Genomic DNA, 24,886 nt, shown 5'->3' on the forward strand with positions numbered 1-24,886 from the left:
GTGTTTGAACTGGATGAACGCGGCGCACTTGAGTCCATCGCCAGCAGGCTGGCTCCTACAGACGCCCCCCCCCCTGTAGGAGCTGGCTTGCCAGCGATGGTCGTTAACGATAACGCGTGTGAACTGGATAAACGCGGTGCACTTGAGTCCATCGCCAGCAGGCTGGCTCCTACAGTTTCCCGGGATTGCGCGAAGAACCTTTTTTTGCCTGAAATCCGGGCACAAAAAACCCGCCAATAGGCGGGTTTTCAGTGAGCAGGACATCAGAGCAGGAAGATTGTCGCCAGCCCAAGGAAGATGAAAAAGCCTCCGCTGTCGGTCATGGCCGTGATCATCACACTGGCACCCATTGCCGGATCGCGCCCCATCTTCGCCAGGGTCATCGGAATCAAGACCCCCATCAATGCCGCCAGCAACAGGTTGAGCGTCATCGCGGCGGTCATCACCACGCCAAGAGACCAGCTGCCATAGAGCAGGTAGGCAACCACACCGATCACCCCGCCCCAGATCACACCGTTGATCAGCGCTACCGCCAACTCTTTGCGCATCAGACGCGAGGTATTGCCGGTGCTCACCTGGTCCAGCGCCATGGCCCGAACAATCATGGTGATGGTCTGGTTGCCCGAGTTACCACCGATCCCTGCAACGATCGGCATCAAAGCCGCAAGCGCCACAAGCTTCTCGATCGAACCTTCAAACAAACCGATGACCCGGGAAGCCACGAACGCGGTAATCAGGTTGATCGCCAACCAGGCCCAACGGTTACGCAGGGATTTCCAGACCGACGCAAAAATATCTTCTTCTTCACGCAGACCCGCCATGTTGAGAACTTCGCTTTCGCTCTCTTCACGGATCAGGTCGACCATTTCATCGATGGTCAGACGGCCGATCAGCTTGCCGTTCTTGTCGACCACGGGTGCGGAGATCAAGTCGTAACGTTCAAACGCCTGGGCGGCATCGTAGGCGTCTTCGTCCGGGTGAAAACTCACCGGATCGCTGGCCATCACCTCGGAAACCTGTTTGTCCGGATCGTTGACCAGCAAACGCTTGATCGGCAACACGCCCTTGAGGACGCCGTCGTAATCGACCACGAACAGTTTGTCGGTATGGCCCGGCAATTCCTTGAGACGGCGCAGATAACGCAAGACCACTTCAAGGCTGACATCCTCGCGGATGGTCACCATCTCGAAGTCCATCAACGCACCGACCTGTTCCTCATCGTAGGACAGTGCCGAACGCACGCGCTCGCGTTGTTGCTGATCGAGGGTCTCCATGAGCTCATGGACGACGTCTCGCGGCAGCTCGGAGGCCAGGTCAGCGAGTTCGTCGGCATCCATGTCCTTGGCCGCTGCCAGGAGCTCGTGATCGTCCATGTCGGCAATCAGCGATTCACGGACCGAATCGGATACTTCAAGAAGGATGTCGCCGTCGCGATCGGCCTTGACCAGTTGCCAGAGCGTCAGACGATCGTCCAGCGGCAAGGCTTCAAGGATGTAGGCGACATCGGCGGAGTGCAGGTCATCGAGCTTGCGTTGCAACTCGACAAGGTTCTGCCGGTGGACCAGGTTCTCGACCCGGTCATGATGCGGGCCTTCCTGGCGGTGAGTCAGGTCTTCTACTACTCGCTGGCGCTGCAGCAATTCAACCACCTGAGCCAGGCGATCCTGCAAGCTTTCCTGCGTTTTCTTTACTTCAACTTCGGACATAGGCGAACTCCACTCCCAGCAGCGGGGCACGCCGGAAGGATCAATCAGTCAATTCATGATTGGTAAAACGGGGTACTGAGTAACTACTGGGTAAGTCCATGGAGATATTCCACAAGCCCCGGCGGGGCTGACGGGCGCAATGATACACCGCCTGACGGTTTTAAACGTTAAAAAATCTTGGCTGAAACAAGCGCTTGCACAACAAACTTGAGCATCGTCCTGATCCATGAAAATGCGACGACGCATTCTGAAAAGAAAACACACCCCCCTTCGAAAATTGTAGCCACTACCCTTGAAAAGCAACGTCATGGAGGACGCCTGATGCCATCAATTCCACCACTCCTTTTACTGCTCAGCCTGCTCAGCCCCCTGCCCCTGGCGCTCGCCGCCACCGTTCACCGCTGCGAGGCGGCCAATGGGCGCATTACCTTCACCACGCTGAGCTGTGCCGCAGGAGAAAACGTTTCACTTCAGGATGTCCGTACCTTTACACCTGGCAGCACGATGGCGCTTATGCCGGAAGCCGAAGCCCATGAAACATCAGGCATGAAAATCAAAAGGAGAGAGCCGACCGTGGTCGGCCAGACGCAGGACAAATGTGGAAACCTGATCAGTGCCAGGGAGCGCCGGGAAGCAATCATCAATCAGCGAGTACTCGCCGGCATGAGCCAGCAAGACGTCGAAAGCGCCCTCGGCAAGCCAGACAAGATCAGTATTCGCAATTCAGCCACGAGCTATCGTTACAACACCCTGCGAGGTCGCAGCGCACAGGTGGAGTTCGACGAGAGGGGATGCACGAAAGGAAAAGCCAAATCCCGGACGGCAAAAAGCCCGCATTAAATGCGGGCTTTCTGTTGTATGGTGCACTCGACAGGATTCGAACCTGTGACCGCTCGGTTCGTAGCCGAGTACTCTATCCAGCTGAGCTACGAGTGCAGTTTGTGTTTTTAGACCAGATCACAACTGGTTGGAGCCAAGTCACTTACATTGCTGTAACTAACTCTTAAATGGTGCACTCGACAGGATTCGAACCTGTGACCGCTCGGTTCGTAGCCGAGTACTCTATCCAGCTGAGCTACGAGTGCATTTGTTGCCGCGCATTATAGGCCGTCTAATCTCTATGTCAAACACTTTTTCTAGTAATTTCAACAACTTACCGAAAAAGCCAGATTACAACGTACTACGCAAATAATGGCGGAGAACGGGGGATTCGAACCCCCGACACCCTTTTGAGGTGTACTCCCTTAGCAGGGGAGCGCCTTCGGCCACTCGGCCAGCTCTCCGCAACACGGGGCGTATATTAACCAGCTTCTTCCCCGTTTGCAAACATAAAAAACGATAAAAATTAATGGCTTGGTTCTTCGTCCTTCTCTTTCTTGATACGCAGGTAAATTTCTTCCCGGTGAACAGCCACCTCTTTGGGAGCATTAACACCGATGCGCACTTGATTTCCTTTGACGCCGAGCACGGTCACGGTGATTTCGCCATCACCGATAATCAGGCTTTCTGCGCACCGACGAGTCAGAATCAGCATACCTTTCTCCTCACGCATTTCATTTCAGGGACAACAGTCTGCAAAAAAAAGGCACTCGACCCACAACCGGAGCGGTCGCAGCCCTACATGCCTGAGTATTGACTAGCGCGAGCAAAAGAACAGGCTCGGGAGCCCCGCCATTCAAAAAAACAAAAGGCGCGGTCAGACCGCGCCTTTTGGCAAACGCATCACTCGCCCTGGCGGGCCGGCGCGTCCAGTTCGAAAGCTGTGTGCAGAGCGCGCACAGCCAGTTCCAGGTACTTCTCTTCGATCACTACGGAGACTTTGATTTCCGAAGTCGAGATCATCTGGATGTTGATGCTTTCCTTGGCCAGGGATTCGAACATGCGGCTGGCCACACCTGCGTGAGAACGCATGCCAACGCCAACGATCGACACCTTGGCGATCTTGGTGTCGCCCACGACCTCACGGGCACCCAGCTCGCCAGCGGTTTTTTCCAGCACGGCTTGCGCCGCCTGGTAGTCGTTGCGGTGCACGGTGAAGGTGAAGTCGGTGGTGTTATCGTGCGCGACGTTCTGCACGATCATGTCGACTTCGATGTTCGCGGCACTGATCGGGCCGAGAATCTTGAATGCAACGCCCGGGATGTCTGGCACGCCACGGATGGTCAGCTTGGCTTCATCGCGGTTGAAAGCGATACCGGAAATGATCGGCTGTTCCATGGTTTCCTCTTCATCAATAGTAATGAGGGTGCCCGGACCCTCCTTGAAGCTGTGCAGTACGCGCAGCGGAACGTTGTACTTGCCGGCGAACTCGACCGCGCGGATCTGCAACACCTTGGAACCGAGGCTGGCCATTTCCAGCATCTCTTCGAAGGTGATCTTGTCCAGGCGCTGAGCCACGGACACCACACGAGGGTCAGTGGTGTAGACGCCGTCGACGTCGGTGTAGATCTGGCATTCGTCAGCCTTCAGGGCTGCCGCCAGCGCCACGCCGGTGGTGTCGGAACCGCCACGACCGAGGGTGGTGATATTGCCGTGTTCGTCGACGCCCTGGAAACCGGCGACAACCACCACACGACCTGCCTTCAGGTCACCGCGAATCTTCTGGTCATCAATCTGCAAGATACGCGCTTTATTGTGCGCGCTATCCGTCAGAATCCGCACCTGGTTGCCGGTGTACGACACCGCCGGCACGCCACGCTTGATCAGCGCCATGGCCAACAGGGCAATCGTTACCTGCTCACCGGTGGAAACGATCACGTCCAGCTCGCGCGGAACCGGTTGACCGTCGCCACTGATTTGCTTGGCCAGATCGATCAGACGGTTGGTTTCGCCGCTCATTGCAGACAGCACAACCACCAGGTCATCGCCGGCATCGCGGAATTTCTTAACCTTGTCGGCGACCTGCTCGATTCTCTCGACAGTGCCGACCGAGGTGCCTCCAAATTTCTGTACGATCAAAGCCATTTCAAAGCCGCCTCTGCCCATGAAGGGCGCCCAAATAATCACTCAAACAGCATTGCGGCCCGCCACTAGACTACGAGCCGCAAGTACTGCCTTATAGACCCTGCTCTACAAACGGAACGGTCAGGGCCAGTGCCGCATCCAGTGCGCCAGCGTCGGTACCGCCGCCTTGCGCCATGTCTGGACGACCACCGCCCTTCCCGCCCACTGCCGCAGCGGCTTGCTTCATCAAATCACCGGCTTTGAGTTGGCCAGTCAGGTCTTTGGTTACGCCTGCAACCAGAACGACCTTTTCCTCATGGACACTGCCGAGCAGGATCACTGCGCGGCCGAGTTTGTTTTTCAGTTGATCGACCAGCGCCAGCAGCGCCTTGCCATCCTGACCGTCCAGACGCACGGCCAGCACTTTCACGTCCTTGACGTCCAGCGCCTGGGCCGACAGATCGTCGCCTGCGGCACTGGCAGCCTTGGCTTGCAACTGCTCGAGTTGCTTCTCCAGCAGACGGTTGCGCTCCAGCACAGCCGACAGCTTGTCGATCAGGTTATCGCGGCTGCCCTTGACCAGGCTGGCCGCTTCCTTGAGTTGTTCTTCCGCCGCGTTCAAGTAGGCCAGTGCCACAGCACCGGTGACGGCTTCAATACGACGCACACCCGATGCCACACCGCCTTCGCTGATGATTTTCAGCAGGCCGATGTCGCCGGTACGGTTGGCGTGGATACCGCCGCACAGCTCGACGGAGAAATCGCCCATGCTCAGTACGCGCACGCTATCGCCGTACTTCTCGCCGAACAGCGCCATGGCGCCTTTTTGCTTGGCGGTTTCGATATCGGTTTCTTCGGTTTCAACTTCGGAATTCTTGCGAATCTCGGCGTTGACGATGTCTTCCAGCGCTTTGAGTTGCTCAGGCTTGATCGCTTCAAAATGGCTGAAGTCAAAGCGCAGGCGCTGACTGTCGACCAACGAACCTTTCTGCTGGACGTGGTCGCCCAGTACCTGGCGCAATGCAGCGTGCAGCAAGTGAGTAGCCGAGTGGTTCAGCGAAGTCGCGTGACGCACTTCGGCATCGACATGAGTCTCCACCGGAGTACCTACGATCAGGCTGCCCGAATCCAGCACGCCGTGGTGCAGGAACGCACCACCGGTCTTGGTGGTGTCGCGCACGTCGAAACGTGCAGCGCCAGCCTGCAGGAAACCGCAATCACCAATCTGACCACCGGACTCCGCATAGAACGGCGTCTTATCGAGGACGATCACGCCCTCTTCGCCTTCGCTCAGTACGTCAACCGATTGCCCGTCTTTATAGAGCGCAACGATCTTGGCGGAACCGCTGTGAGCGGTGTAACCGGTGAATTCGGTGTCCACATCGACCTTGACCAGGCTGTTGTAGTCCATGCCGAAGGAACTGGCGGAGCGGGCACGGACGCGCTGGGCTTCCATTTCACGCTCGAAACCTTCTTCATCAATGGTCAGGCTGCGCTCGCGAGCGATGTCACCGGTCAGGTCCATCGGGAAGCCGTAGGTATCGTAGAGCTTGAACACCACGTCGCCCGGCACCACGTCGCCTTTGAGTTCAGCCAGATCCTGCTCGAGGATCTTCAGGCCTTGCTCCAGGGTCTTGGCGAACTGTTCTTCTTCAGCTTTCAGCACGCGCTCGATGTGCGCCTGCTGGGATTTCAGCTCTGGGAAGGCTTCACCCATCTCGGCAACCAGGGCCGCAACGATCTGGTAGAAGAAGCTGCCCTTGGCACCCAGCTTGTTGCCGTGACGGCAGGCGCGACGGATGATCCGGCGCAGCACGTAGCCGCGGCCTTCGTTGGACGGAAGCACGCCGTCGGCGATCAGGAAACCGCAGGAACGGATGTGGTCGGCCACCACTTTCAGCGAAGCCTGGGCATCGTTGGTGCAACCGATGGCCTTGGCCGAAGCTTTCAGCAGGCTCTGGAACAGGTCGATTTCATAGTTCGAGTGAACGTGCTGCAGCACGGCACTGATCCGCTCCAGGCCCATGCCGGTGTCGACCGACGGCGCTGGCAGCGGATGCAACACGCCATCGGCGGTGCGGTTGAACTGCATGAACACGTTGTTCCAGATTTCGATGTAACGGTCGCCGTCTTCTTCCGGCGAACCCGGTGGGCCACCCCAGATGTCGGCGCCGTGATCATAGAAGATCTCGGTGCAAGGGCCGCACGGGCCGGTATCGCCCATGGTCCAGAAGTTGTCGGAGGCGTAAGGTGCGCCCTTGTTGTCGCCGATGCGCACCATACGCTCGGCCGGAACCCCGATTTCCTTGGTCCAGATGTCGTACGCCTCGTCATCGCTGGCGTAAACAGTGACCCAGAGCTTTTCCTTCGGCAGGTTCAGCCACTTGTCGGAAGTCAGGAAGTTCCAGGCGTAGCTGATGGCATCACGCTTGAAATAATCGCCGAAGCTGAAGTTACCCAGCATTTCGAAGAAGGTGTGGTGACGGGCGGTATAACCGACGTTTTCCAGGTCGTTGTGCTTGCCGCCGGCGCGCACGCATTTCTGGCTGCTGACCGCGCGGGTGTACGCGCGCTTTTCCTGGCCCAGGAAGCAGTCCTTGAACTGGTTCATCCCCGCGTTGGTGAACAGCAGGGTTGGGTCGTTGCCCGGAATCAAAGAGCTGGAGGCTACACGAGTGTGGCCTTGCTCTTCGAAGAAGCGAAGGAAGGCTTCACGGATTTCTGCGCTTTTCATTAGGTTCTTCCACGGAGACTGCGGCCAAAGGCCTGTTCGAAACGTCAACAGACGAAGCGACGGCAAAGGGCCGCATTATATCGGCGTTAGTGACTAGGTACAGTGTGTTTGTACGTTGCAAACACTCATTTAGACGGTTAACGCCGTCACTTGCCAGAAAAGTCGACGAATGTCGCGACGACTTGCTCGATTTGCGCCCGGCTGACGTCCATGTGCGTGACCATGCGCAGACGCGCGGCGGCGCTGAGCTTGATCCCGCGCTCGGCAGCAAAGGCCTTGATGGCCTCAGCCTTGTCGCCCATCTGCACATAAACCATGTTGGTCTGTACCGGCTCGACCTCGAAGCCCGCTGCACGCAGGCCTTCGGCCAGTAATTGTGCATTGGCATGGTCATCGGCCAGGCGCTCTACGTTGTGATCCAGTGCATACAGGCCTGCCGCCGCGAGAATCCCGGCCTGACGCATGCCACCTCCGACCATCTTGCGCAGGCGCCGGGCCTTGCCGATCAGCTCGGCCGAGCCGCACAGCACCGAACCGACCGGTGCGCCCAGCCCTTTGGACAGGCACACCGAGACGGAATCGAAATGTTGGGTAATATCCCGGGCATCGACACCCAGCTTCACTGCTGCGTTGTACAGGCGTGCGCCGTCCAGGTGCAGTTGCAAGCCATGTTCGCGGGTAAAACTGCGCGCCCGGGCCAGGTATTCCAGCGGCAGGACTTTGCCTTGCATGGTGTTTTCCAGCGCCAGCAAACGGGTGCGGGCGAAATGGAAATCATCCGGTTTGATGGCAGCAGCGACCTGCGCCAGATCCAGCGAACCATCGGCCTGTACTTCCAGCGGCTGCGGCTGGATCGAACCGAGCACCGCTGCGCCGCCACCTTCGTACTTATAAGTGTGAGCCTGCTGGCCAACGATGTACTCGTCACCGCGTTCGCAGTGGGCCATCAAACCCAACAGGTTGCTCATGGTGCCCGTCGGCACGAACAGCGCCGCGGCGAAACCCAGGCGCGTGGCCAGCTCAGCCTCCAGATGATTGACCGTCGGGTCTTCGCCATACACGTCATCACCGGTGGAGGCCTTGGCCATCGCGTCGAGCATGCCGGCGGAGGGTTGGGTGACGGTGTCGCTGCGAAGATCGATAACACTCATGAATCTGGCCTCGGTTAGCAGGGGAAATCCCTTTCATGAAGGAATTACTGCGGGCATGACGACGATTAATCAACCCTTGCGCAGGAAAAGGCCGATTAAACCAACGGAAAAGTCGATGACAATCATCCAAAAGGGGCCATGCGCATACTGGAAATATGTGATAAAAACGCTGCGCCGCCAAACATTCCGGCGGCAAAAACGTTCTCAGGGCGGGGTGCAACTCCCCACCGGCGGTAATTGCGCGCAATGCGCATAGCCCGCGAGCGCTTGGTGACAGCACGGCTTCGGCGGTGCCTGGCGGCAAGGTCAGCAGACCCGGTGTGATCCCGGGGCCGACGGTCATAGTCCGGATGAAGAGAGAACGGGATTGGCACCAAAGGGCCGTCCGCCGGCATTCGTGCGAGCGTGCGTACCCTAAAATCCCCTTCGATTCATAACGCCCTGTTTTTCACACAAACAGGAGTCAGAACATGCAACCCACCGCAATCGACAGCAAAAGCAAACACCATCAGGGCGAGCGCGTAGCGTTCATCCAGGCCTGCTGGCACAAGGAAATCGTCGATCAGAGCCGTAAAGGCTTTGTCGCCGAAATGATTGCCCAGGGTTATCAGGAATCCGACATCGATTTCTTCGAAGTCGGCGGTGCCTTTGAAATGCCCCTGCACGCCAAGTTGCTGGCCAAGACCGGTCGTTATGCCGGTATCGTCGCGGCAGCCCTGGTGGTGGACGGCGGCATCTACCGTCACGAGTTCGTCGCCCAGTCGGTGGTCAGCGGCCTGATGCAGGTTCAACTGGAAACCGAAGTGCCGGTGTTCTCGGTGTCCCTGACCCCGCACCACTTCCATGCCGGCGAAGAGCACCAGAAGTTCTTCTTCGAGCATTTCGTGCATAAAGGCCAGGAAGCGGCGAAGACGTGTGCGGATACGCTGCTGAAGATCCGTAGCCTGCGTCGTAGCGAGCCGCGTGCAGTAGCTGTCTAAACACAGCCCCCCACTGTAGGAGCGAGCTTGCTCGCGATGGTCGTCAACGATAACGCGGGAAGCCTGGCACCCCGCGGCGTTTTCGGGTTCATCGCGAGCAAGCTCGCTCCTACAGAGGTTAGAGGGGTTTGTCAGGCCAGGTTTTCGTCGGTAGTCGGCACGATCAGGATGCCGGCACGCAAACCATTCTTCACCTTGGGGTTCGGGAAGATGATCCGGGCGCCCTCTTCCTCGATGATCCAGCGGGTGTTGGCGATGTCTTCCGCCAGCAGGTAACCCACTTCCAGCTCCGAAAAGTTCTCGATGTCCGCCGGCAGGTTCAGGCGGAAGCTGTCGCTGTGCTTGATGATTTCCCGTGCCACGCTGTACAGCTGCAAACCGTCCAGTGCCTCTCCAGTCAGTTCCGGCTCGGTGCCTTCGATGATCTGCTTGAGGCTCCTCTCCAGCAGCGAGACATTGACCCCGGCGTTCTGCCCGAACGGCCGTGCCTTGCCAAGCTCCAGGGTGAAGGCCTCGGCACCGAGCTTGTCGTAGGTGTAGGCGCTGAACACGATGGACGGCTTGTTCTGCAGCAGCACCGCTTCCATGCCGGCGGCACGCAGGCGAGCCAGTTCCAGGCGCGAATGCTGGCGGCCTTCCTTCCACGGGTACAAGGCGAACTGCTCGATTTTCGAGCCACGAATTGCCGTGTGCAGGTCGTAATGCAGGCGCTGACGGTCCGGCAGGCTGAAGAAACTCGCCGCCAGCCGTTCCAGTTCACAAGCACGCAAGGCTTCGGAACCGCTGCTTTGTTCGTGACGACCGTTGAACAGTCGATTGACGTCCTGCTCGATAAAACGCTCGCCTTTGCGAATCGCTTCGGGGTTGCCGAACAGGAACAGAATACGTGCGCGCGGCTTCAGGTCGCCGCGGGCAATGTCGTGCAACAGGCGATCGAGCAGCTCGATCGGCGCTGTTTCGTTGCCATGGATCCCCGCCGACAGCAGCAGGTCCAGGCCGTTGTCACGCGCTTCAGGTGGCCGGACTTCCAGCGCACCTTCGCTCAACCAGCGCATGCGCACGCCTTCGACAGTCAGTTGAGTCTTCTCCGCCGGTTCGCGGCCGGCGAGGGTCAGTTCAAGCAGTTTGCCGAGGGCGAGCATAGAGCGGTTTCCTTAGTGGTCGTGGTTGCAATCCGGGCCGTGAACGTGTTCCTCGTCGTCGGTGAGGTCAGCCGGTTCCATCTCCAGTTGCAGACTTACCAGATTAGTCGCCAATGGGCGCAACAGCAGGTTGGCGTACTCGGCGTCGCCCTCTTCGACGTCCACGCCGATCAGCAGCTGACCGCGGCCATCCTGCTGGATCCACAGCTCTTTGCCTTGCCACATGACCGCGACGCGGGTGCAGGACGTCTCCAGTTGCGTGCCGTCGGTGTCTTCAAGGATCAGCTGCAGGGTATCGCTCATGTCTTAACGCTCTCGTTTGAGATGAAGCAGCGCGCTGCCGTAGAGGGCGGCGCGCCGTCGATCAATTGATCTGGAATGGATAAACCGCGCCCAGTTTAAGGATTTGCGTCAGTTCATCCAGTGCCGTCCGGCACTCAAGCAGCAATTGCGGGTCCGCCAGATCGTTTTCGGTCATGCGGTCGCGGTAGTGCTTCTCGACCCATTCGGTCAGTGTGCCGTACAACGGCGCCGTCATGATAACCCCTTGATTGACGGCCGCCAGCTCGGTTTCGTTGAGTGCGACGCGCAACCGCAGGCAAGCCGGGCCACCGCCGTTCTGCATACTCTGCTTGAGATCGAAGACTTTCACTTCGCGGATCAGGCCGCCGGAGCTGGTCAAACCCTGCAGGTACTGCCAGACACGCTCGTTGCCACGACATTCTTCCGGCACGATCAAGAGCATGGAGCCGTCAGGACGCGACAGCAGTTGGCTATTGAACAGGTAGGAACGAACCGCGTCTTCCACGCTTACTGCGGAACGCGGTACACAGACCGACTGAAACTTCCCACCGACTTTGGCGAGTTTGCTCTGCAGCTCAGCCAGCATCTGCTCAGTCTCGAGGAACGCGTCCTCGTGATAGAACAGTACTTCGCCGTTGCCGACCGCAATCACGTCGTTATGGAACACGCCCTGATCGATCACCGACGGGTTCTGCTGGGCATAGACCACGCCGTCATCACTCAAGCCGTGCAAGCGGGCAACGGCCTGGGACGCTTCGAGGGTCTGGCGTGCCGGGTACTTCTGCGGTGCCGGGTAGCGGGTGTCGAATGCACTGCGACCGAATACGAAGAACTCGACGCCGGCTTCGCCGTATTCACGGCAGAAACGCGTGTGGTTGGCCGCGCCTTCATCACCGAACTGCGCCACGGCTGGCAAGGCAGCATGGTGAGCGAAGTGTTTCTGGTCAGCGAACATCGCCCCCAGCACGCGGCTGGTGGTCGGGTGTTCGATGCTGCGGTGATATTTGCAGTTGAGATTGGCAGCGGTGAAATGCACGCGACCGTCAGCGGTGTCGGCGCTCGGGCTGACCGTGGCGGCGTTGGCCACCCACATGCTCGAGGCCGAGCAACTGGCCACCAGCAACGGCATCGCCTCTTTGGCAGCGCGCTCGATCACCTGCGCATCGGTGCCGCCAAAGCCCAGGCGACGCAGCGCGGCCACATCCGGGCGCTCTTGCGGTGCCAGCACGCCTTGCTGGAAACCCATTTCCATCAGCGCTTTCATCTTCGCCAGGCCTTGCAGCGCCGCTTCCTTGGGGTTGGAAGACTGCTGGCTGTTGCTCTGGGACGCGACGTTGCCGTAGGACAGGCCGCCGTAGTTATGGGTCGGCCCCACTAGACCGTCAAAATTGACTTCATAGGATTTCATCAGCGAGGCTCCACGAGGATCTGTTGTTATAGGCTTCAGTAACTAGATTTGAGACCGAGGCGCGGCCTTCGCGGGCAAGCCCGCTCCCACAGGTTCGGTGGTGTTCACACATCTTGTGTTCCACTCAACCACTGTGGGAGCGGGCTTGCCCGCGAATGGGCGCTACGCCATTTTCACGCCAGGCGTGAGTGCCGCAGGCAACACCAGGCTCGGCGTTTCCAGCGAGGCCACCGGGTACGCGCAGTAGTCCGCCGCGTAGTAGGCGCTGGCGCGGTGGTTGCCCGAGGCGCCGACACCGCCGAATGGCGCGCTGCTCGCAGCACCCGTCAGCTGCTTGTTCCAGTTGACGATACCGGCGCGGCTTTCCAGCCAGAACTGCTGGTAGCGCGCTTCGGAGTCTGACAGCAGACCAGCGGCCAAGCCGTACGCGGTGTCGTTGGCTTCAGCGATCGCCGCATCAAAATCAGCGTAGCGGATCACTTGCAGCAACGGGCCGAACAGCTCTTCGTCAGGACGATCGGCAACGGCGGTCACATCCAGGATACCCGGGGTCAGCAAGGCCGACCGGGCCTGCGGCTGAGTCATTTCCAGCAGCGCAACGGCGCCATTGGCCAGCAGGTGTTCCTGCGCATCCATCAGTGCTTTTGCAGCGCCAAGGGAAACCACCGAGCCCATGAACGGCGCTGGTTGCTGATCGAAGGCACCGACTTCGATGGTCGCACTGACCGCCACCAGGCGTGCCAGCAACGTGTCGCCCCAGGCGCCTTGCGGCACCAGCAGGCGCCGGGCGCAGGTGCAGCGCTGGCCGGCAGAGATGAAGGCCGACTGGATGATGGTGTACACCGCGGCATCGAGGTCGGCGACCTGATCGACCACCAATGGGTTGTTACCACCCATTTCCAGCGCCAGGATCTTGTCCGGACGACCGGCGAATTGCTGGTGCAGGTGATTGCCGGTACGGCTGGAACCGGTGAAGAACAGACCGTCGATGCCCGGGTTCGCCGCCAGGGCGATGCCGGTTTCGCGAGCGCCTTGCAGCAGGTTCAACACGCCGGCCGGCAGACCGGCTTCAATCCAGCACTTGACCGTCAGTTCGGCCACTTTCGGCGTCAGCTCGCTTGGCTTGAACAGCACGCTGTTACCCGCCAGCAGTGCCGGCACGATGTGGCCGTTCGGCAGGTGACCCGGGAAGTTGTAAGGACCGAACACCGCCACCACACCGTGGGGCTTGTGGCGCAGCACAGCGGTGGCGTCGCCCAGCGGGCCGCTCTTCTCGCCGGTACGTTCGCGGTAGCTCTGCACCGAGATGGCAATCTTGTTGACCATGCTGGTCACTTCGGTCGCCGCTTCCCACAAAGGCTTGCCGGTTTCCTCGCCGATGGTGCGGGCCAGTTCGTCCGCATGGTTTTTCAGCGCGGCAGCAAAGGCTTCCAGCACCGAGATACGCTCTTCCAGGGTACGCCGCGCCCAGCCCGGGAACGCCTGACGCGCAGCTTGCACAGCCGACTCGACCTGAGCGGCGGTGGCACCGACGCCGGACCACAACACCTGTTGGGTCACCGGGTTCAGCGACTCGAAGGCTTCGCCCTGACCTGCCAGCCATTCACCTGCAATGTAAAGCGACTTCATTATTTCGACTCCCGAGCTGCGGACAACGCCACGGCGCGCACTTGATCGCCTGCGTTGAGTTGAAGACGTTTGGCGGTCAGCGGATCGACCACCAGGGTGCCGGCGGCCAGACGTGCCGGCGCAGCAGTGATGCGGCAGTCTTCGCGCTTGCGGTTGTGAATGATGAACGGCGTGGCATCGTCACCCGGTGTACCGACGGCCAGCACCAGCGCCTGGCTGTCGCGCACGGCGCGGATCTTGCCGGTTTCGCACTCGATCGCAGGACCTGCGTCGAAAATGTCGACGTAGCCCTGGTAGCTGAAACCTTCGCTCTTGAGCATGGCCAGCGCCGGTTCGGTGTCCGGGTGAACCTGACCGATCACGTTGCGCGCATCCGGCGACAGGAAGCAGGTGTACAGCGGGAATTTCGGCATCAGTTCGGCGATGAACGCCTTGTTGCCCACGCCAGTCAGGTAATCGGCCTGGCTGAATTCCATCTTGAAGAAGTGTCGCCCCAGGCTTTCCCAGAACGGCGAACGCCCGGCTTCGTCGGAAACACCGCGCATTTCGGCAATGATCTTGTTGCCGAACAGTTGCGGGAATTCGGCGATGAACAGCATCCGCGCCTTGGACAGCATGCGACCGTTGAGGCCGCTGCGGTAATCGGCGTGCAGGAACAGCGAGCACAGCTCCGAGTTACCGGTCAGGTCGTTGGCCAGGAACAGCGTCGGGATTTCACGATAGATGTTCAATTCCTGGGAGGCGCTAACGGTCAGACCGACCCGGAAGTTGTACCAGGGCTCACGCAGGCCGACGGCGCCGGCAATGGCGGAAATGCCCACCACGCGAGCGTTGTCATCTTCGAGCACGAACAGGTAGTCCGCGTCGCCCCGCCCGGCTTCGCCGCGAAAGGTCTTCTCGGCCCAGCCGACCCGATGGGCCAGACGTTCTTCGTTGGCCGGCAAGGTGGTCAGGCCGGTGCCGGTGCTGCGGGCCAGGTCGATCAGAGCGGGTAAATCGCTGCTGCGTACGGGACGAACGATCATGCTATCTCCTCAAACGGGCCGCTTGCGCCACCCGTGAAACTCGCTGCTTTCTAAGCATTCTTTAAAGCAGGTGTTAAACCGCCACCAGGCGCACGCTGGCACCTTCACCGACGCCCAGGGCTTCGGCCGCTTCCAGATCCAGGGTCACCGGTTTGCCCGGCGCGTAATCGAGCTCGAGCATCACAGCGCGGTAATCCTGCAACTGGGCATTGGCCACCAGGTACTGGCGACCGACACCTTTGACCGGCTCGCCGATCTTCACCGGCACCACACGGCTCTGGGCGATCGAACGGATCCCAGAGACACGGGCATGCAGGGTCGGGCCGCCGTCGAAAATATCGATGTAGTGATCGGTCTCGAAGCCTTCGCGCATCAGGATGTCGAAGGTGATCTGCGCCCGCGGGTGCACCTGGCCCATCGCTTCTTGCGCGGAGTCCGGCAGCAGGGGCACGTAGATCGGGTAATGCGGCATCAGTTCGGCGAGGAACGTACGACTCTTCAGGCCGCACAGACGCTCGGCTTCAGCGTAGTTGAGGTCGAAAAAGTTGCGCCCGATGGCATCCCAGAATGGCGAGTCGCCGTTTTCATCGCTGTAACCGACGATCTCGGTCACCACGGAATCGGCAAAACGCTCCGGATGGCTGGCCACGAACAGCAAACGGCCACGGGAATTGAGTTCGGCCCAAGGCGAACCCACCAGCTCGCGCTGCACGTAGAAACTGGTCAGCAAGCTGTTGCCGGTCAGGTCATGGCACTGCGAGAGCACGTGGATCTTGTTGTGAATTTTCAGCTCACGCGAAGCGTGCACGAACGTTTCGTTGCGGAAGCTGTAGAACGGCTCGGAATAACCGGCCGATGCCACGATGGCCGAGCAACCGACCAGCTTGCCGGTGGCAGAGTCTTCGAGGACGAAGAAATAGCTTTCCTCACCGTTGAAACTCACTTCGGCGGCGAACGAAGCTTCGCTTGCCGCGATCTTGTCGCTCAGGCGTTCAACGTCATCCGGCAAGGAAGTGACACCAATCGGGCTGTCCGCAGCCAGACGCTGTACCTCGCCCAGATCAGCCATTTGCGCGGGGCGCATCACCAGCATGGTGTCACTCCTTTTTCGAAAAACTCTATGAGGAAAATAAGCCGGCCCCTTTGTAGGAGCGAGCCTGCTCGCGATGGTGGGTCAGCAACATTGGTGTCGACTGACACACCATCGCGAGCAGGCTCGCTCCTACAGAAAGCGGGGCCGGCATACAAAATTGGGTTCGACGCCCGGATTTCAGGCGTCGAAGGGTCTATCAGGCTTGCGTCAGTTTTGCTGCGGCACGTTCGAAGCGGTCCAGACCGGCATCGATATCGGCGTCTTCCACCACCAGGCTCGGGGCGAAACGCACCACGTCCGGGCCGGCTTGCAAGACCATCAGGCCTTCTTTTTCAGCGGCGTTGAAGATGTCCTTGGCCTTGCCTTTCCAGGCATCGCTCAAGACGCAACCGATCAGCAGGCCCATGCCACGAACCTTGGTGAACAGGCCGTACTTCTCACCGATCTGCTCAAGGCGCGCCTTGAACTTGTCGTGCTTGGCGTTGACGCCGGCCAGCACTTCAGGGGTGTTGATCACGTCGATTACAGCTTCCGCGACAGCGCATGCCAGCGGGTTGCCGCCGTAGGTGGTGCCGTGAGTGCCGACGACCAGGTGCTTGGCCAGGTCTTCGGTGGTCAGCATGGCGGCGATCGGGAAACCACCGCCCAGGCTCTTGGCGCTGGTCAGGATGTCCGGGATCACACCGTAATGCTGGTAGGCGAACAGGTGGCCGGTGCGGCCCATGCCGGTTTGCACTTCGTCGAAGATCAGCAGCGCGTTGTGCGCGGTGCACAGTTCGCGGGCACCTTGCAGGTATTCGAGTTCGGCGGGGATGACACCGCTTTCGCCCTGGATCGGTTCCAGAACCACAGCGCAAGTCTTGTCGGAAATGGCGGCTTTCAGTGCGGCCAGATCGTTGTACGGCACATGGGTGATGCCGGTGATCTTCGGACCGAAGCCATCGGAGTACTTCGACTGGCCACCGACGTTCACGGTGAACAGGGTACGGCCGTGGAAGCTGTTGAGCGCGGCGATGATTTCGTACTTCTCGCTGCCGAAACGGTCGAAGCCGACGCGACGGGCCAGCTTGAAAGCGGCCTCGTTGGCTTCGGCGCCGGAGTTGCAGAAGAAGGCGCGGTCGGCAAAGGTGGCGTCGACCAACTTGTGCGCCAGGCGCAGGGCCGGCTCATTGGTGAACACGTTGGACACGTGCCACAGCTTGTTCGCCTGCTCGGTCAAGGCACTGACCAGCGCCGGATGCGCGTGGCCCAATACGTTAACGGCAATCCCGCCGGCGAAGTCGATCAGCTCGCGACCGGACTGGTCCCAGACGCGGGAACCGGCGCCACGCACAGGAATGAATGCGGCAGGCGCATAGTTGGGAACCATTACCTGATCGAAATCGGCGCGTTGTACCGCAGCGTGCTCAACGGACATCGGAGTCTCCTGAAGAGAAAACACTCGCCTGAAACTGGCGAGCTTGGTGAGGATTGTAAGGACAGTTTTCAGCCCGGCCTTGCCGCCAAGCGACAACTTCTTATAGCGCAAACCCCGGATTTTCCCGGGTTTACGGCAATGCGACATATAGGGTCGCAAAGGCGCAGTTTAACTGGCGGCGCAGGTTTGCGGCAGGTTGCATCGTCGATACCGATGCCGATTCGACCCGCGCAGTAAATATGTACCGCACGTCGCTCGTGTTTACGGGTTTTCCTAGGCGCCTCTCAACATCGACGGCCCCTATCCCCATGAATACCGACCACAGCGACAGCTTCGAGGCTTCCAGGCCCGATGCGCATTATCAGCATCTGCTCAATATCATTCCTTCCTGGCTGCGCCAGGCAACCCCACAACGTCGTGAAGCGCTAGGCAACGTCAATCCGAAAATGGCGGCCAGCCTCAAGGATGCCTCGCGAGATCAACACGCTGAACTCGGCCAACTGATTTCCACCCATGCGCTGAGCCAGGGTCGGGTTGATCGGACCCTGGCGAATCTGCGGAATCCCTCAGCCTTCGCCGAACCGCTGTTGAAAGCGACACTCAAGAGTCGTTTCGGCCTGGAACTGGACGTCAGCAAAATCTTTCTGCGCCTTTATATTCCCGCACACATCCCCTGGCTGCGCATGAAGTCCGGGGCTGCACGCACCTGGACCGTGTCGTTGCTGGACGCGGCGCTGCACAATTTCGAAAACGCTGAAACCGAAACTGACGCCTTTGAACCCGCCTCGACCTACATCACACCACCCTCTTCCAACGGGCAGTTCACCACCCTGCCAACGATTCTGGAAAAGATGCCCATCGTGGCGTTTACCCGCCTGTGCCGGGACCTGGACATTGGCGAGCGCTATAAAACCTATCTGGAAGAAAATCTGGGCATCAGCAACCCGGTAGTCGCAGCCATCCTGCAGCCCAAAATTCACGAGAGCCAGAAAACAGCGCTGACAGCGGCCTTGCACATGGCGCACATGCAAAAATTTTTGGGCAGCGGTATCCAGCGCCTGATCCTGGGCCTGATCGACGGGCTACCGAACTTGCGGTTGCACGGTCAAGCATGGGGCGCTCACGAATTGACGCTCATGAATGCCCGCCTGACGGGCATTGTGATGTTTGCGCCGGATCTGCAGAGTGCTCGCGAAACGGTCAGTGTGGTGGCCTACATTCCCGATGACCCGCTGCATCCGATCAAGGCCTATCCCTCTTCTGCGGCATTCGCGCTGGAACTCGGCGAGCGCCTGCGTGACCCGGCCTATCAACAGTTTTTCAGTCGCTTCATCAACCATGAAGATCGCGGGTATTTTTTCTCGCAATTGAACCAATCGCTCACGCCTGTTACATGGCAACCGGTCGAACCCGGTGATTCACGCCCGACCTGGAGAGAGTCCACAAATCCGCGCGCGAACCTGGGACTGAGATCGGCACCGATCGTGGGTGACCTGTGGACTCATCTGTACCAGCGCAAACTCGACAAGATCCTCAACGATGCACGGGTCATCGCCGTTTCCACCGCCACAGTCGACCGCAAGGCGCGCTGGGCACTGTGGGACTCCTTCACCGAAATCGCCTCGGCACTGCTGAACATTGCAGCGTTTATCGCGCTGCCGTTCGTACCGTTTCTTGGCGAGCTGATGATGGCTTACATGGCGTACCAGTTACTCGATGAAACCTTCGAAGGTGTCATCGACTGGGCCGAAGGCCAGGGCCGGGAAGCCATAGGGCATTTGATCGGCGCCGTTGAATCCGCCGTGCAAGTGGGCACCTTTGCTGCGGGCGGCGTGATCGCAGCAGGTGAATTTCGTGCAGTGTTGCCACGGGAAATCGTACAGTTCATCGATCGTTTCAACTCAGTCAAACGGCCGAATGGCGAAGCCCGTTACTGGAAGCCGGACCTGACGACGTACCAGCAATCCATCGCGCTGCCCGAGCAGGCAAAGACTGATGCGCTGGGACTGCATCGGCACCAGGGCAAAACCGTGCTCTCGCTGGAAGGCAAACAATATTCCGTCACTGACGATCCGCTGACCGGCCAGCATCGCATCGAACACCCCACTCGCTCCGACGCCTATCAACCTGCCCTGGCGCACAACGGCCAAGGCGCCTGGCAAACGGTACTCGACCAACCACTGACCTGGGACAAGACCACCCTGCTGCGGCGCATCGGTGCCGACATGCAGCGCTTTTCATCGAGCGAGCGCGAACGCATGTTGAGTATCAGCGGCTGCCACGAAAATGCCCTGCGTAAAATGCATGTGGGCAATGGACAACTGCCGCCACTGCTGGCCGACACGCTCGAGCGCTTCAAGATTGATCAGGATCTTCAGATTTTCATCGAGCGGATCGACAGTCAACGCGCCGACGACTACCTCAGTGCCGACCCGGCCACACAACTGGAACTGCTCTGCGATTACGGTTACTGGCCGGCGAATCAAGGGCTGCGCCTGGTTGACGGGGCGAACACCGTTTGGGAGCGCGTCGCCGCAGACCAGCCTTTGGTGCAGATCGACCTGGCACAACTGGTTGATAACGACTTGCTGCAGACTGTGTTGCAAACCCTGAGCGATAGCGAAGCAAGGACACTGATGCAGGAGGAGTTCGGTGCACCCACGCCCAGCCTTGCAAACCGGGCCCGAACCTTGCGCCAACACCTGGCAACGCTGGCGCAGACAAAAAGGCACATTTTGTTCGAAGAACGCTACCGCAGGCTTGAACATGGCGTCAGTTCGTCGGTGCAACACATCAAAGACGCTGAACCGGGCCTGCCCACCAGTGTTGCCGAGGCGCTGCTCGACAGTGCCAATACCGCAGAGCGGCGTCAGATCGAAAATGGAAAAGTGTCAATACGCCTGCGCGATATGGCGCAGCAGGCAAGCCTTCAAGTGCGGATTACACGTGCCTGCGAAGGGCTCGATCTGCCATCGACATCCCACAACACTGACACCCATCGATTGGCCCTGCATTCGCTGGAACGCCTGCCAGGCTGGTCGGGACAAGTCCGGCTGGAAATCCGCAACTACACAAAAGACGGTCCACTGATCGACAGCATCGGCAATCCAGAGGCTGCGTCACGCAAGGTGCTGGCATTGAACGCCGAAGGCGCCTATGAAGCCTTTGGTGCTGACGGAGAACCTCTGAACAATGCCGACACACTGTATTCAAGCCTGTTGCAGGCGTTGCCCGACAGCGAGCGAATCGCCTTGAACGTCAACATCGGCGAGGGTGAAAGACTCCAGCAAATGATTCGTGAACACGCACTGGATCGTGACGCATTGCGTTTGCTGCTCGCACAGCACCCGATCCTTAAAACCACCTACGACCCCACCGTGATGCGTTTGCTTGGCGGCACCGATGGCTATCGGCAGATGCCCCTCAATACCCCCTCGCTCCAAACCCGGACTCACTCACTGTTTCCGCATTTGACGCCAGAGCAACTGCAACGCTTCGTTGAGCGCTTGCAGCAGCATCCCGACGGCCCCCGTGCGCAGTTGCACCGACTGATCAACCAGCACGTGCAGTTGTTTGAAGAGCTCAATAACTGGCTCATTGAAGTCCCACGGTTCGCTCCGGACATGCAAGTCAACTTCAGCGCCGACCAAATACGCAACCAGCAACACATCCGTCGCCAGCTGATGGGACAATTGCTGGACTGCTGGCGTCGCCAGTCCACCTGGGATAGCGCCAATGACGCACAGGTTTCCTTCCAGTTCTCCCAGCCAATATGGGGGGAGCTACCCAGGCTGAGCGTCGATTTTGCGCAAGTTCACAACGTCATGCTGGAGGGTCATCGCACCACCCACGGCGTGAACGAATTCCTCAAGAGATTTTCCGGCCTGCATCGGCTGACGCTGCGCAATTTCAACCTCGGTCAACTGCCGGACGCCATTGAGCAGTGGCCACAACTCAATGGGCTGATCCTGAGCAACTGCGCAGTCACCCTCAACGCACGAAGCCAGACCGTGGTGGCCTCCCTGAACAATCTTCAGGTGCTCGACCTTTATAAAAACCCTCTTGGGTTGGTTCCAACTCTGGAGAACATGCCAGACCTGAACTACATCGATGTTTCCGGTACCGGCCTGTCCGAAGTGCCACCCGGATTGATGTCGCGCCCCCGCCTTCGTACCGCGCTGCTCAACGACAACCAGATCACAGAACTTCCCGCCGCGCTGTTCAGTTTGCCGAACAGCGTGCAGGAAGGATTCGCCCTGGGTGGCAACCCGATTTCCGCTGCCGGTCGCGAGCGGATTAAAATCCTCTTCAATCAGACTCGCCGCGACTTTGGCATCTTTGCCGGCCAGGCTGACATCCAGCGCCTGCAAGTGCTTTATCCAGGGCTGGATAAAGAGCAAGCCAGCGACTTCATCTATCGCCTGCCCGGTACGCTCGCCGACGGTAGAACCGAACTGGCACGCCTGGAAACCGAGTACGACACCTTGCGCAACGAACTGGCGGCCTGGACGGCCGACGTCCCGGCCGTTCATCCCGACAGCGGCCAACCCTTCACCGCTCAACAACTTTTGCTCGAGCACCTCAACCGCGATGAGTTCAAGCTGTTGATGGAACGCTGCTGGCGCCGGGAAACCGATCTGGACGACTTCAATGAATCGCCCGAACTCACTTATGAGATGAACCTGAACACGGTCATCACCGGTGATCTACCCGCGCTGAGCGCCGACTTCAGTCATGTCACGGCCTTGAGCCTGCGCAGCGACGCGGGAATGACGTCGGGTGCCGGACCTTTTCTGCAAGGCTTTTCACGCCTCAAGAGCCTGACCCTGCGCGAATACTCACTGCAGGAAATTCCAGACGCAATTTTCAAAATGGGCGATCTGACGGCGCTGACGCTCAGCGAATGCAATCTCACCCTGAGCACGAACGACATCCAGGGATTGGCGGGAATGGAACGCCTCGACTATCTGGATTTGAGTGACAATCCGCTTGCACTTGCACCGGACGTCAGCCAGATGTCCGACCTCGCAGCGTTGATCTTGAACGACACCGGCATCAGTGAACTGCCCGCTGGCATGTTGCAATTGAAGTCATTGGGGTTGGCGGATTTGAGTGACAACCAGATCGTTCACATCCCCAGCGACATTCTGGAACTGCCGCTGGAAATCGCCGAAAGCATCAATCTGCGAGGCAATCCGCTAAACGAACAGAGCCTGCAAATCCTTATCGCCTACTGCAAAAAAACCACCACGGATTTTAGTGTAGAGGCCGTCATCCAACGAGTGGAAATGGAGGTGTCGACGTCGGAGGATTCCGAGCCTGACGAGTGAGCCTCAACCGCGCTCGGACGGCACCGACGACAACTCGAACGGGCTGCTGCTGCGCCGCTGGTTGCGATCTTCCCGCGGCGTGGCACCGAAGAAATTGCGATAGGCGCTGGAGAAATGCGGCCCCGAGGAGAAGCCACACGACAAGCCGATCTGGATGATCGACTTGCTGGTTTGCATCAACATCTGCCGGGCCTTGTTCAGGCGCAGCTCCAGGTAGTACTGGCTCGGCACACGGTTGAGGTATTGCTTGAAGATGCGCTCCAGTTGCCGACGGGACACGCACACGTGCTGGGCGATTTCGTCGGTGGTCAGCGGTTCTTCGATGTTGGCTTCCATGAGCAACACGGCTTGCGTGAGCTTCGGATGGCTAGAGCCGAGACGGTTCTGCAACGGAATACGCTGACGTTCACCGCCTTCACGAATGCGCTCGACCACCAGTTCTTCGGACACCGCACCGGCCAGTTCCGCACCGTGGTCGCGGGCCAGCACCGCCAGCAGCAAATCGAGTACCGACATGCCGCCGCACGCGGTCAGGCGATCGCGATCCCAGTCGAACAGGTGACTGGTGGCGATGACCTTCGGAAAGCGCTCGGCAAAATCGTCCTGCCAGCGCCAATGCACGGCTGCGCGATAACCGTCGAGCAATCCGAGTTGCGCCAACGGGTACACACCGGCCGACAGACCACCGATCACGCAACCGGAACGCACCAGCTGTTTGAGCGCACTGCTGAGCGCCGGCGCCAGTGCAGTCGGCGGTTCGTCAGCGAGCAGGAACAGTTTCTGGAAGTTCTCGAGCTTGCCGGTCCAGGCTTCACCGGGCAATTGCCAGGCGCTTTCGCTCGGAGGTTCGGCCTGCAGGAACGACAGTTCGTATACCACGTCCGGATGCACACGCTGGGCAACACGCAAGGCCTCCTCAGCCAGCGCAAGCGTCAGTGCTTTAGTGCTGGGCCAAATCAGGAAACCAATTCGATGGGCAGTCATGGTGGGCAATCCGAAGCGGAGAACAATGATGAAGGCATGGGCCAATGCTAGCCCGTAAATGAACGCAAATCTTAAAACCGGCAAAGATCAAATGTGGGAGCGGGCTTGCTCGCGAAGGCAGTGTGTCTGTGGCATAGAAGCAAACTGACCCACCGCTTTCGCGAGCAAGCCCGCTCCCACAGGGGATAGGGGCCGGCCTCCAGATCGCGAAGCATGCACTATCCCGGGGCACAACGGGAGCTCGGTTTACTTCAGGCTACCCGAGAGGAATTGCTGCAGACGCTCGGATTGCGGGTTCACCAGCACTTCACGCGGGTTGCCGCTTTCTTCGACCACACCTTTGTGCAGGAACACCAACTGGTTCGACACTTCACGGGCAAAGCCCATTTCGTGGGTCACCACAACCATGGTCCGGCCTTCCTGGGCCAGGGCCTGCATGACCTTCAGCACGTCGCCGACCAGCTCCGGGTCGAGGGCCGAGGTCGGTTCGTCGAACAGCATCACCTCAGGTTCCATCGCCAGCGCACGGGCAATCGCCACGCGCTGCTGCTCGCCGCCGGACATATGGCCCGGGTACGCGTCTTTGCGATGGGCCACGCCGACCTTGTTCAGGTAGTGCTCGGCCTTTTCACGGGCTTCGGCCTTGGACACGCCGAGCACATGCACCGGCGCTTCCATGATGTTTTCCAGCGCGGTCATGTGCGACCACAGGTTGAAATGCTGGAACACCATCGACAGGCGCGAACGCATGCGCTGCAGCTGCTTCGGATCAGCAGCTTTCAACGCGCCGTCCTTGTTCGCCACCAGCTTCAGCTCTTCGTTGTTGAGCAGGATCTTGCCCGCGTGCGGCTGCTCCAGCAGGTTGATGCAGCGCAGGAAAGTACTTTTGCCGGAGCCACTGGAGCCGATGATGCTGATCACATCGCCGGCTGCCGCTTTCAGGGACACACCCTTGAGCACTTCGTGACTGCCATAGCGTTTATGCAGGTCTTGGACTTCAAGTTTGTACATGCGGTCGGTTCTCACAAAAACAGTCAGTCA

The 24,886-nt window shown here is 59.4% G+C and carries 17 protein-coding genes, 3 tRNA genes and 1 riboswitch; of the genes, 3 read left to right on the forward strand and 17 right to left on the reverse strand.

Annotated features, from left to right (window positions below; translation table 11 throughout):
* Positions 1-263: 263 nt before the first annotated feature.
* The gene (mgtE, locus tag ACEN8Z_RS25080; protein WP_007971042.1) at positions 264-1,706 is read right to left on the reverse strand and encodes a magnesium transporter; all 1,443 of its coding nucleotides are present in this window, start codon (positions 1,704-1,706) and stop codon (positions 264-266) included.
* A 321-nt stretch (positions 1,707-2,027) separates the two neighbouring features.
* On the opposite strand from mgtE, the gene ACEN8Z_RS25085 reads away from it, so the two are divergent.
* Entirely contained in the window at positions 2,028-2,546 is a 519-nt protein-coding gene (locus ACEN8Z_RS25085) for a cell envelope protein SmpA (RefSeq protein WP_495598192.1), read from the forward strand.
* Between the two features lie 19 nt (positions 2,547-2,565).
* Here ACEN8Z_RS25085 and ACEN8Z_RS25090 read toward each other — a convergent pair.
* From ACEN8Z_RS25090 to ltaE, 7 genes are all read right to left on the reverse strand, one after another.
* Positions 2,566-2,642, reverse strand: a tRNA-Arg gene (locus ACEN8Z_RS25090).
* A 72-nt stretch (positions 2,643-2,714) separates the two neighbouring features.
* Positions 2,715-2,791 (reverse strand) — tRNA-Arg (locus ACEN8Z_RS25095).
* 107 nt (positions 2,792-2,898) lie between these two features.
* Positions 2,899-2,989, reverse strand: a tRNA-Ser gene (locus ACEN8Z_RS25100).
* A 62-nt stretch (positions 2,990-3,051) separates the two neighbouring features.
* Positions 3,052-3,240 carry a carbon storage regulator CsrA gene (gene csrA / locus ACEN8Z_RS25105; RefSeq protein ID WP_002554426.1) on the reverse strand — a complete coding sequence of 63 codons (189 nt, stop codon included), beginning with the start codon at positions 3,238-3,240 and terminating at the stop codon, positions 3,052-3,054.
* A gap of 188 nt (positions 3,241-3,428) precedes the next feature.
* On the reverse strand, positions 3,429-4,670 hold the full coding sequence (locus tag ACEN8Z_RS25110) for an aspartate kinase (RefSeq protein ID WP_007971040.1): 1,242 nt from the start codon (positions 4,668-4,670) through the stop codon (positions 3,429-3,431).
* Between the two features lie 91 nt (positions 4,671-4,761).
* Complete coding sequence (alaS, locus tag ACEN8Z_RS25115; protein WP_495596008.1) at positions 4,762-7,383, reverse strand: alanine--tRNA ligase; 2,622 nt, start codon at positions 7,381-7,383, stop codon at positions 4,762-4,764.
* 146 nt (positions 7,384-7,529) lie between these two features.
* Positions 7,530-8,534 carry a low-specificity L-threonine aldolase gene (gene ltaE, locus ACEN8Z_RS25120; RefSeq protein ID WP_495596009.1) on the reverse strand — a complete coding sequence of 335 codons (1,005 nt, stop codon included), beginning with the start codon at positions 8,532-8,534 and terminating at the stop codon, positions 7,530-7,532.
* Positions 8,535-8,730: 196 nt separating this feature from the next.
* Positions 8,731-8,901: riboswitch (FMN riboswitch) on the forward strand.
* Positions 8,902-9,004: 103 nt separating this feature from the next.
* Between ltaE and ACEN8Z_RS25125 the strand changes: the two genes are divergently transcribed.
* The gene (locus tag ACEN8Z_RS25125; RefSeq protein ID WP_008004222.1) at positions 9,005-9,514 is read left to right on the forward strand and encodes a 6,7-dimethyl-8-ribityllumazine synthase; all 510 of its coding nucleotides are present in this window, start codon (positions 9,005-9,007) and stop codon (positions 9,512-9,514) included.
* Between the two features lie 131 nt (positions 9,515-9,645).
* On the opposite strand, the gene astE is transcribed toward ACEN8Z_RS25125, so the two are convergent.
* The 7 genes from astE to ACEN8Z_RS25160 form a co-directional block, all read right to left on the reverse strand.
* Positions 9,646-10,656: a succinylglutamate desuccinylase gene (astE, locus tag ACEN8Z_RS25130; protein ID WP_008004223.1), complete on the reverse strand. Its 1,011-nt coding sequence runs from the start codon at positions 10,654-10,656 to the stop codon at positions 9,646-9,648.
* A 12-nt stretch (positions 10,657-10,668) separates the two neighbouring features.
* Positions 10,669-10,959, reverse strand: coding sequence for a hypothetical protein (locus ACEN8Z_RS25135; protein ID WP_007992779.1), 291 nt, complete (start codon positions 10,957-10,959; stop codon positions 10,669-10,671).
* 61 nt (positions 10,960-11,020) lie between these two features.
* A complete protein-coding gene (gene astB, locus ACEN8Z_RS25140) occupies positions 11,021-12,367 on the reverse strand; it encodes an N-succinylarginine dihydrolase (protein ID WP_218427269.1) in 1,347 nt (448 codons plus the stop codon).
* A gap of 162 nt (positions 12,368-12,529) precedes the next feature.
* Positions 12,530-13,999 (reverse strand): succinylglutamate-semialdehyde dehydrogenase, encoded by a 1,470-nt coding sequence (astD, locus tag ACEN8Z_RS25145; protein ID WP_495598193.1) that lies wholly within the window; start codon positions 13,997-13,999, stop codon positions 12,530-12,532.
* Positions 13,996-15,021 (reverse strand): arginine N-succinyltransferase, encoded by a 1,026-nt coding sequence (astA, locus tag ACEN8Z_RS25150; RefSeq protein WP_008004226.1) that lies wholly within the window; start codon positions 15,019-15,021, stop codon positions 13,996-13,998. The genes astD and astA overlap by 4 nt, the downstream gene beginning before the upstream one ends.
* A gap of 73 nt (positions 15,022-15,094) precedes the next feature.
* Entirely contained in the window at positions 15,095-16,114 is a 1,020-nt protein-coding gene (aruF, locus tag ACEN8Z_RS25155) for an arginine/ornithine succinyltransferase subunit alpha (RefSeq protein ID WP_007992774.1), read from the reverse strand.
* Positions 16,115-16,310: 196 nt separating this feature from the next.
* Positions 16,311-17,531, reverse strand: a complete 1,221-nt coding sequence (locus tag ACEN8Z_RS25160) for an aspartate aminotransferase family protein (RefSeq protein WP_008004227.1) — start codon at positions 17,529-17,531, stop codon at positions 16,311-16,313.
* Positions 17,532-17,839: 308 nt separating this feature from the next.
* Here ACEN8Z_RS25160 and ACEN8Z_RS25165 point away from each other — a divergent pair, with 308 nt between their 5' ends.
* Complete coding sequence (locus tag ACEN8Z_RS25165) at positions 17,840-22,861, forward strand: dermonecrotic toxin domain-containing protein (RefSeq protein ID WP_495596010.1); 5,022 nt, start codon at positions 17,840-17,842, stop codon at positions 22,859-22,861.
* Positions 22,862-22,864: 3 nt separating this feature from the next.
* Here the strand turns inward: ACEN8Z_RS25165 and argR are convergent, their stop codons facing one another.
* The gene (gene argR, locus ACEN8Z_RS25170; protein WP_008004229.1) at positions 22,865-23,845 is read right to left on the reverse strand and encodes a transcriptional regulator ArgR; all 981 of its coding nucleotides are present in this window, start codon (positions 23,843-23,845) and stop codon (positions 22,865-22,867) included.
* Positions 23,846-24,091: 246 nt separating this feature from the next.
* The gene (locus ACEN8Z_RS25175; RefSeq protein WP_007971015.1) at positions 24,092-24,856 is read right to left on the reverse strand and encodes an ABC transporter ATP-binding protein; all 765 of its coding nucleotides are present in this window, start codon (positions 24,854-24,856) and stop codon (positions 24,092-24,094) included.
* Positions 24,857-24,886: the final 30 nt, after the last annotated feature.

Source organism: Pseudomonas sp. Pseusp10, assembly GCF_059492225.1.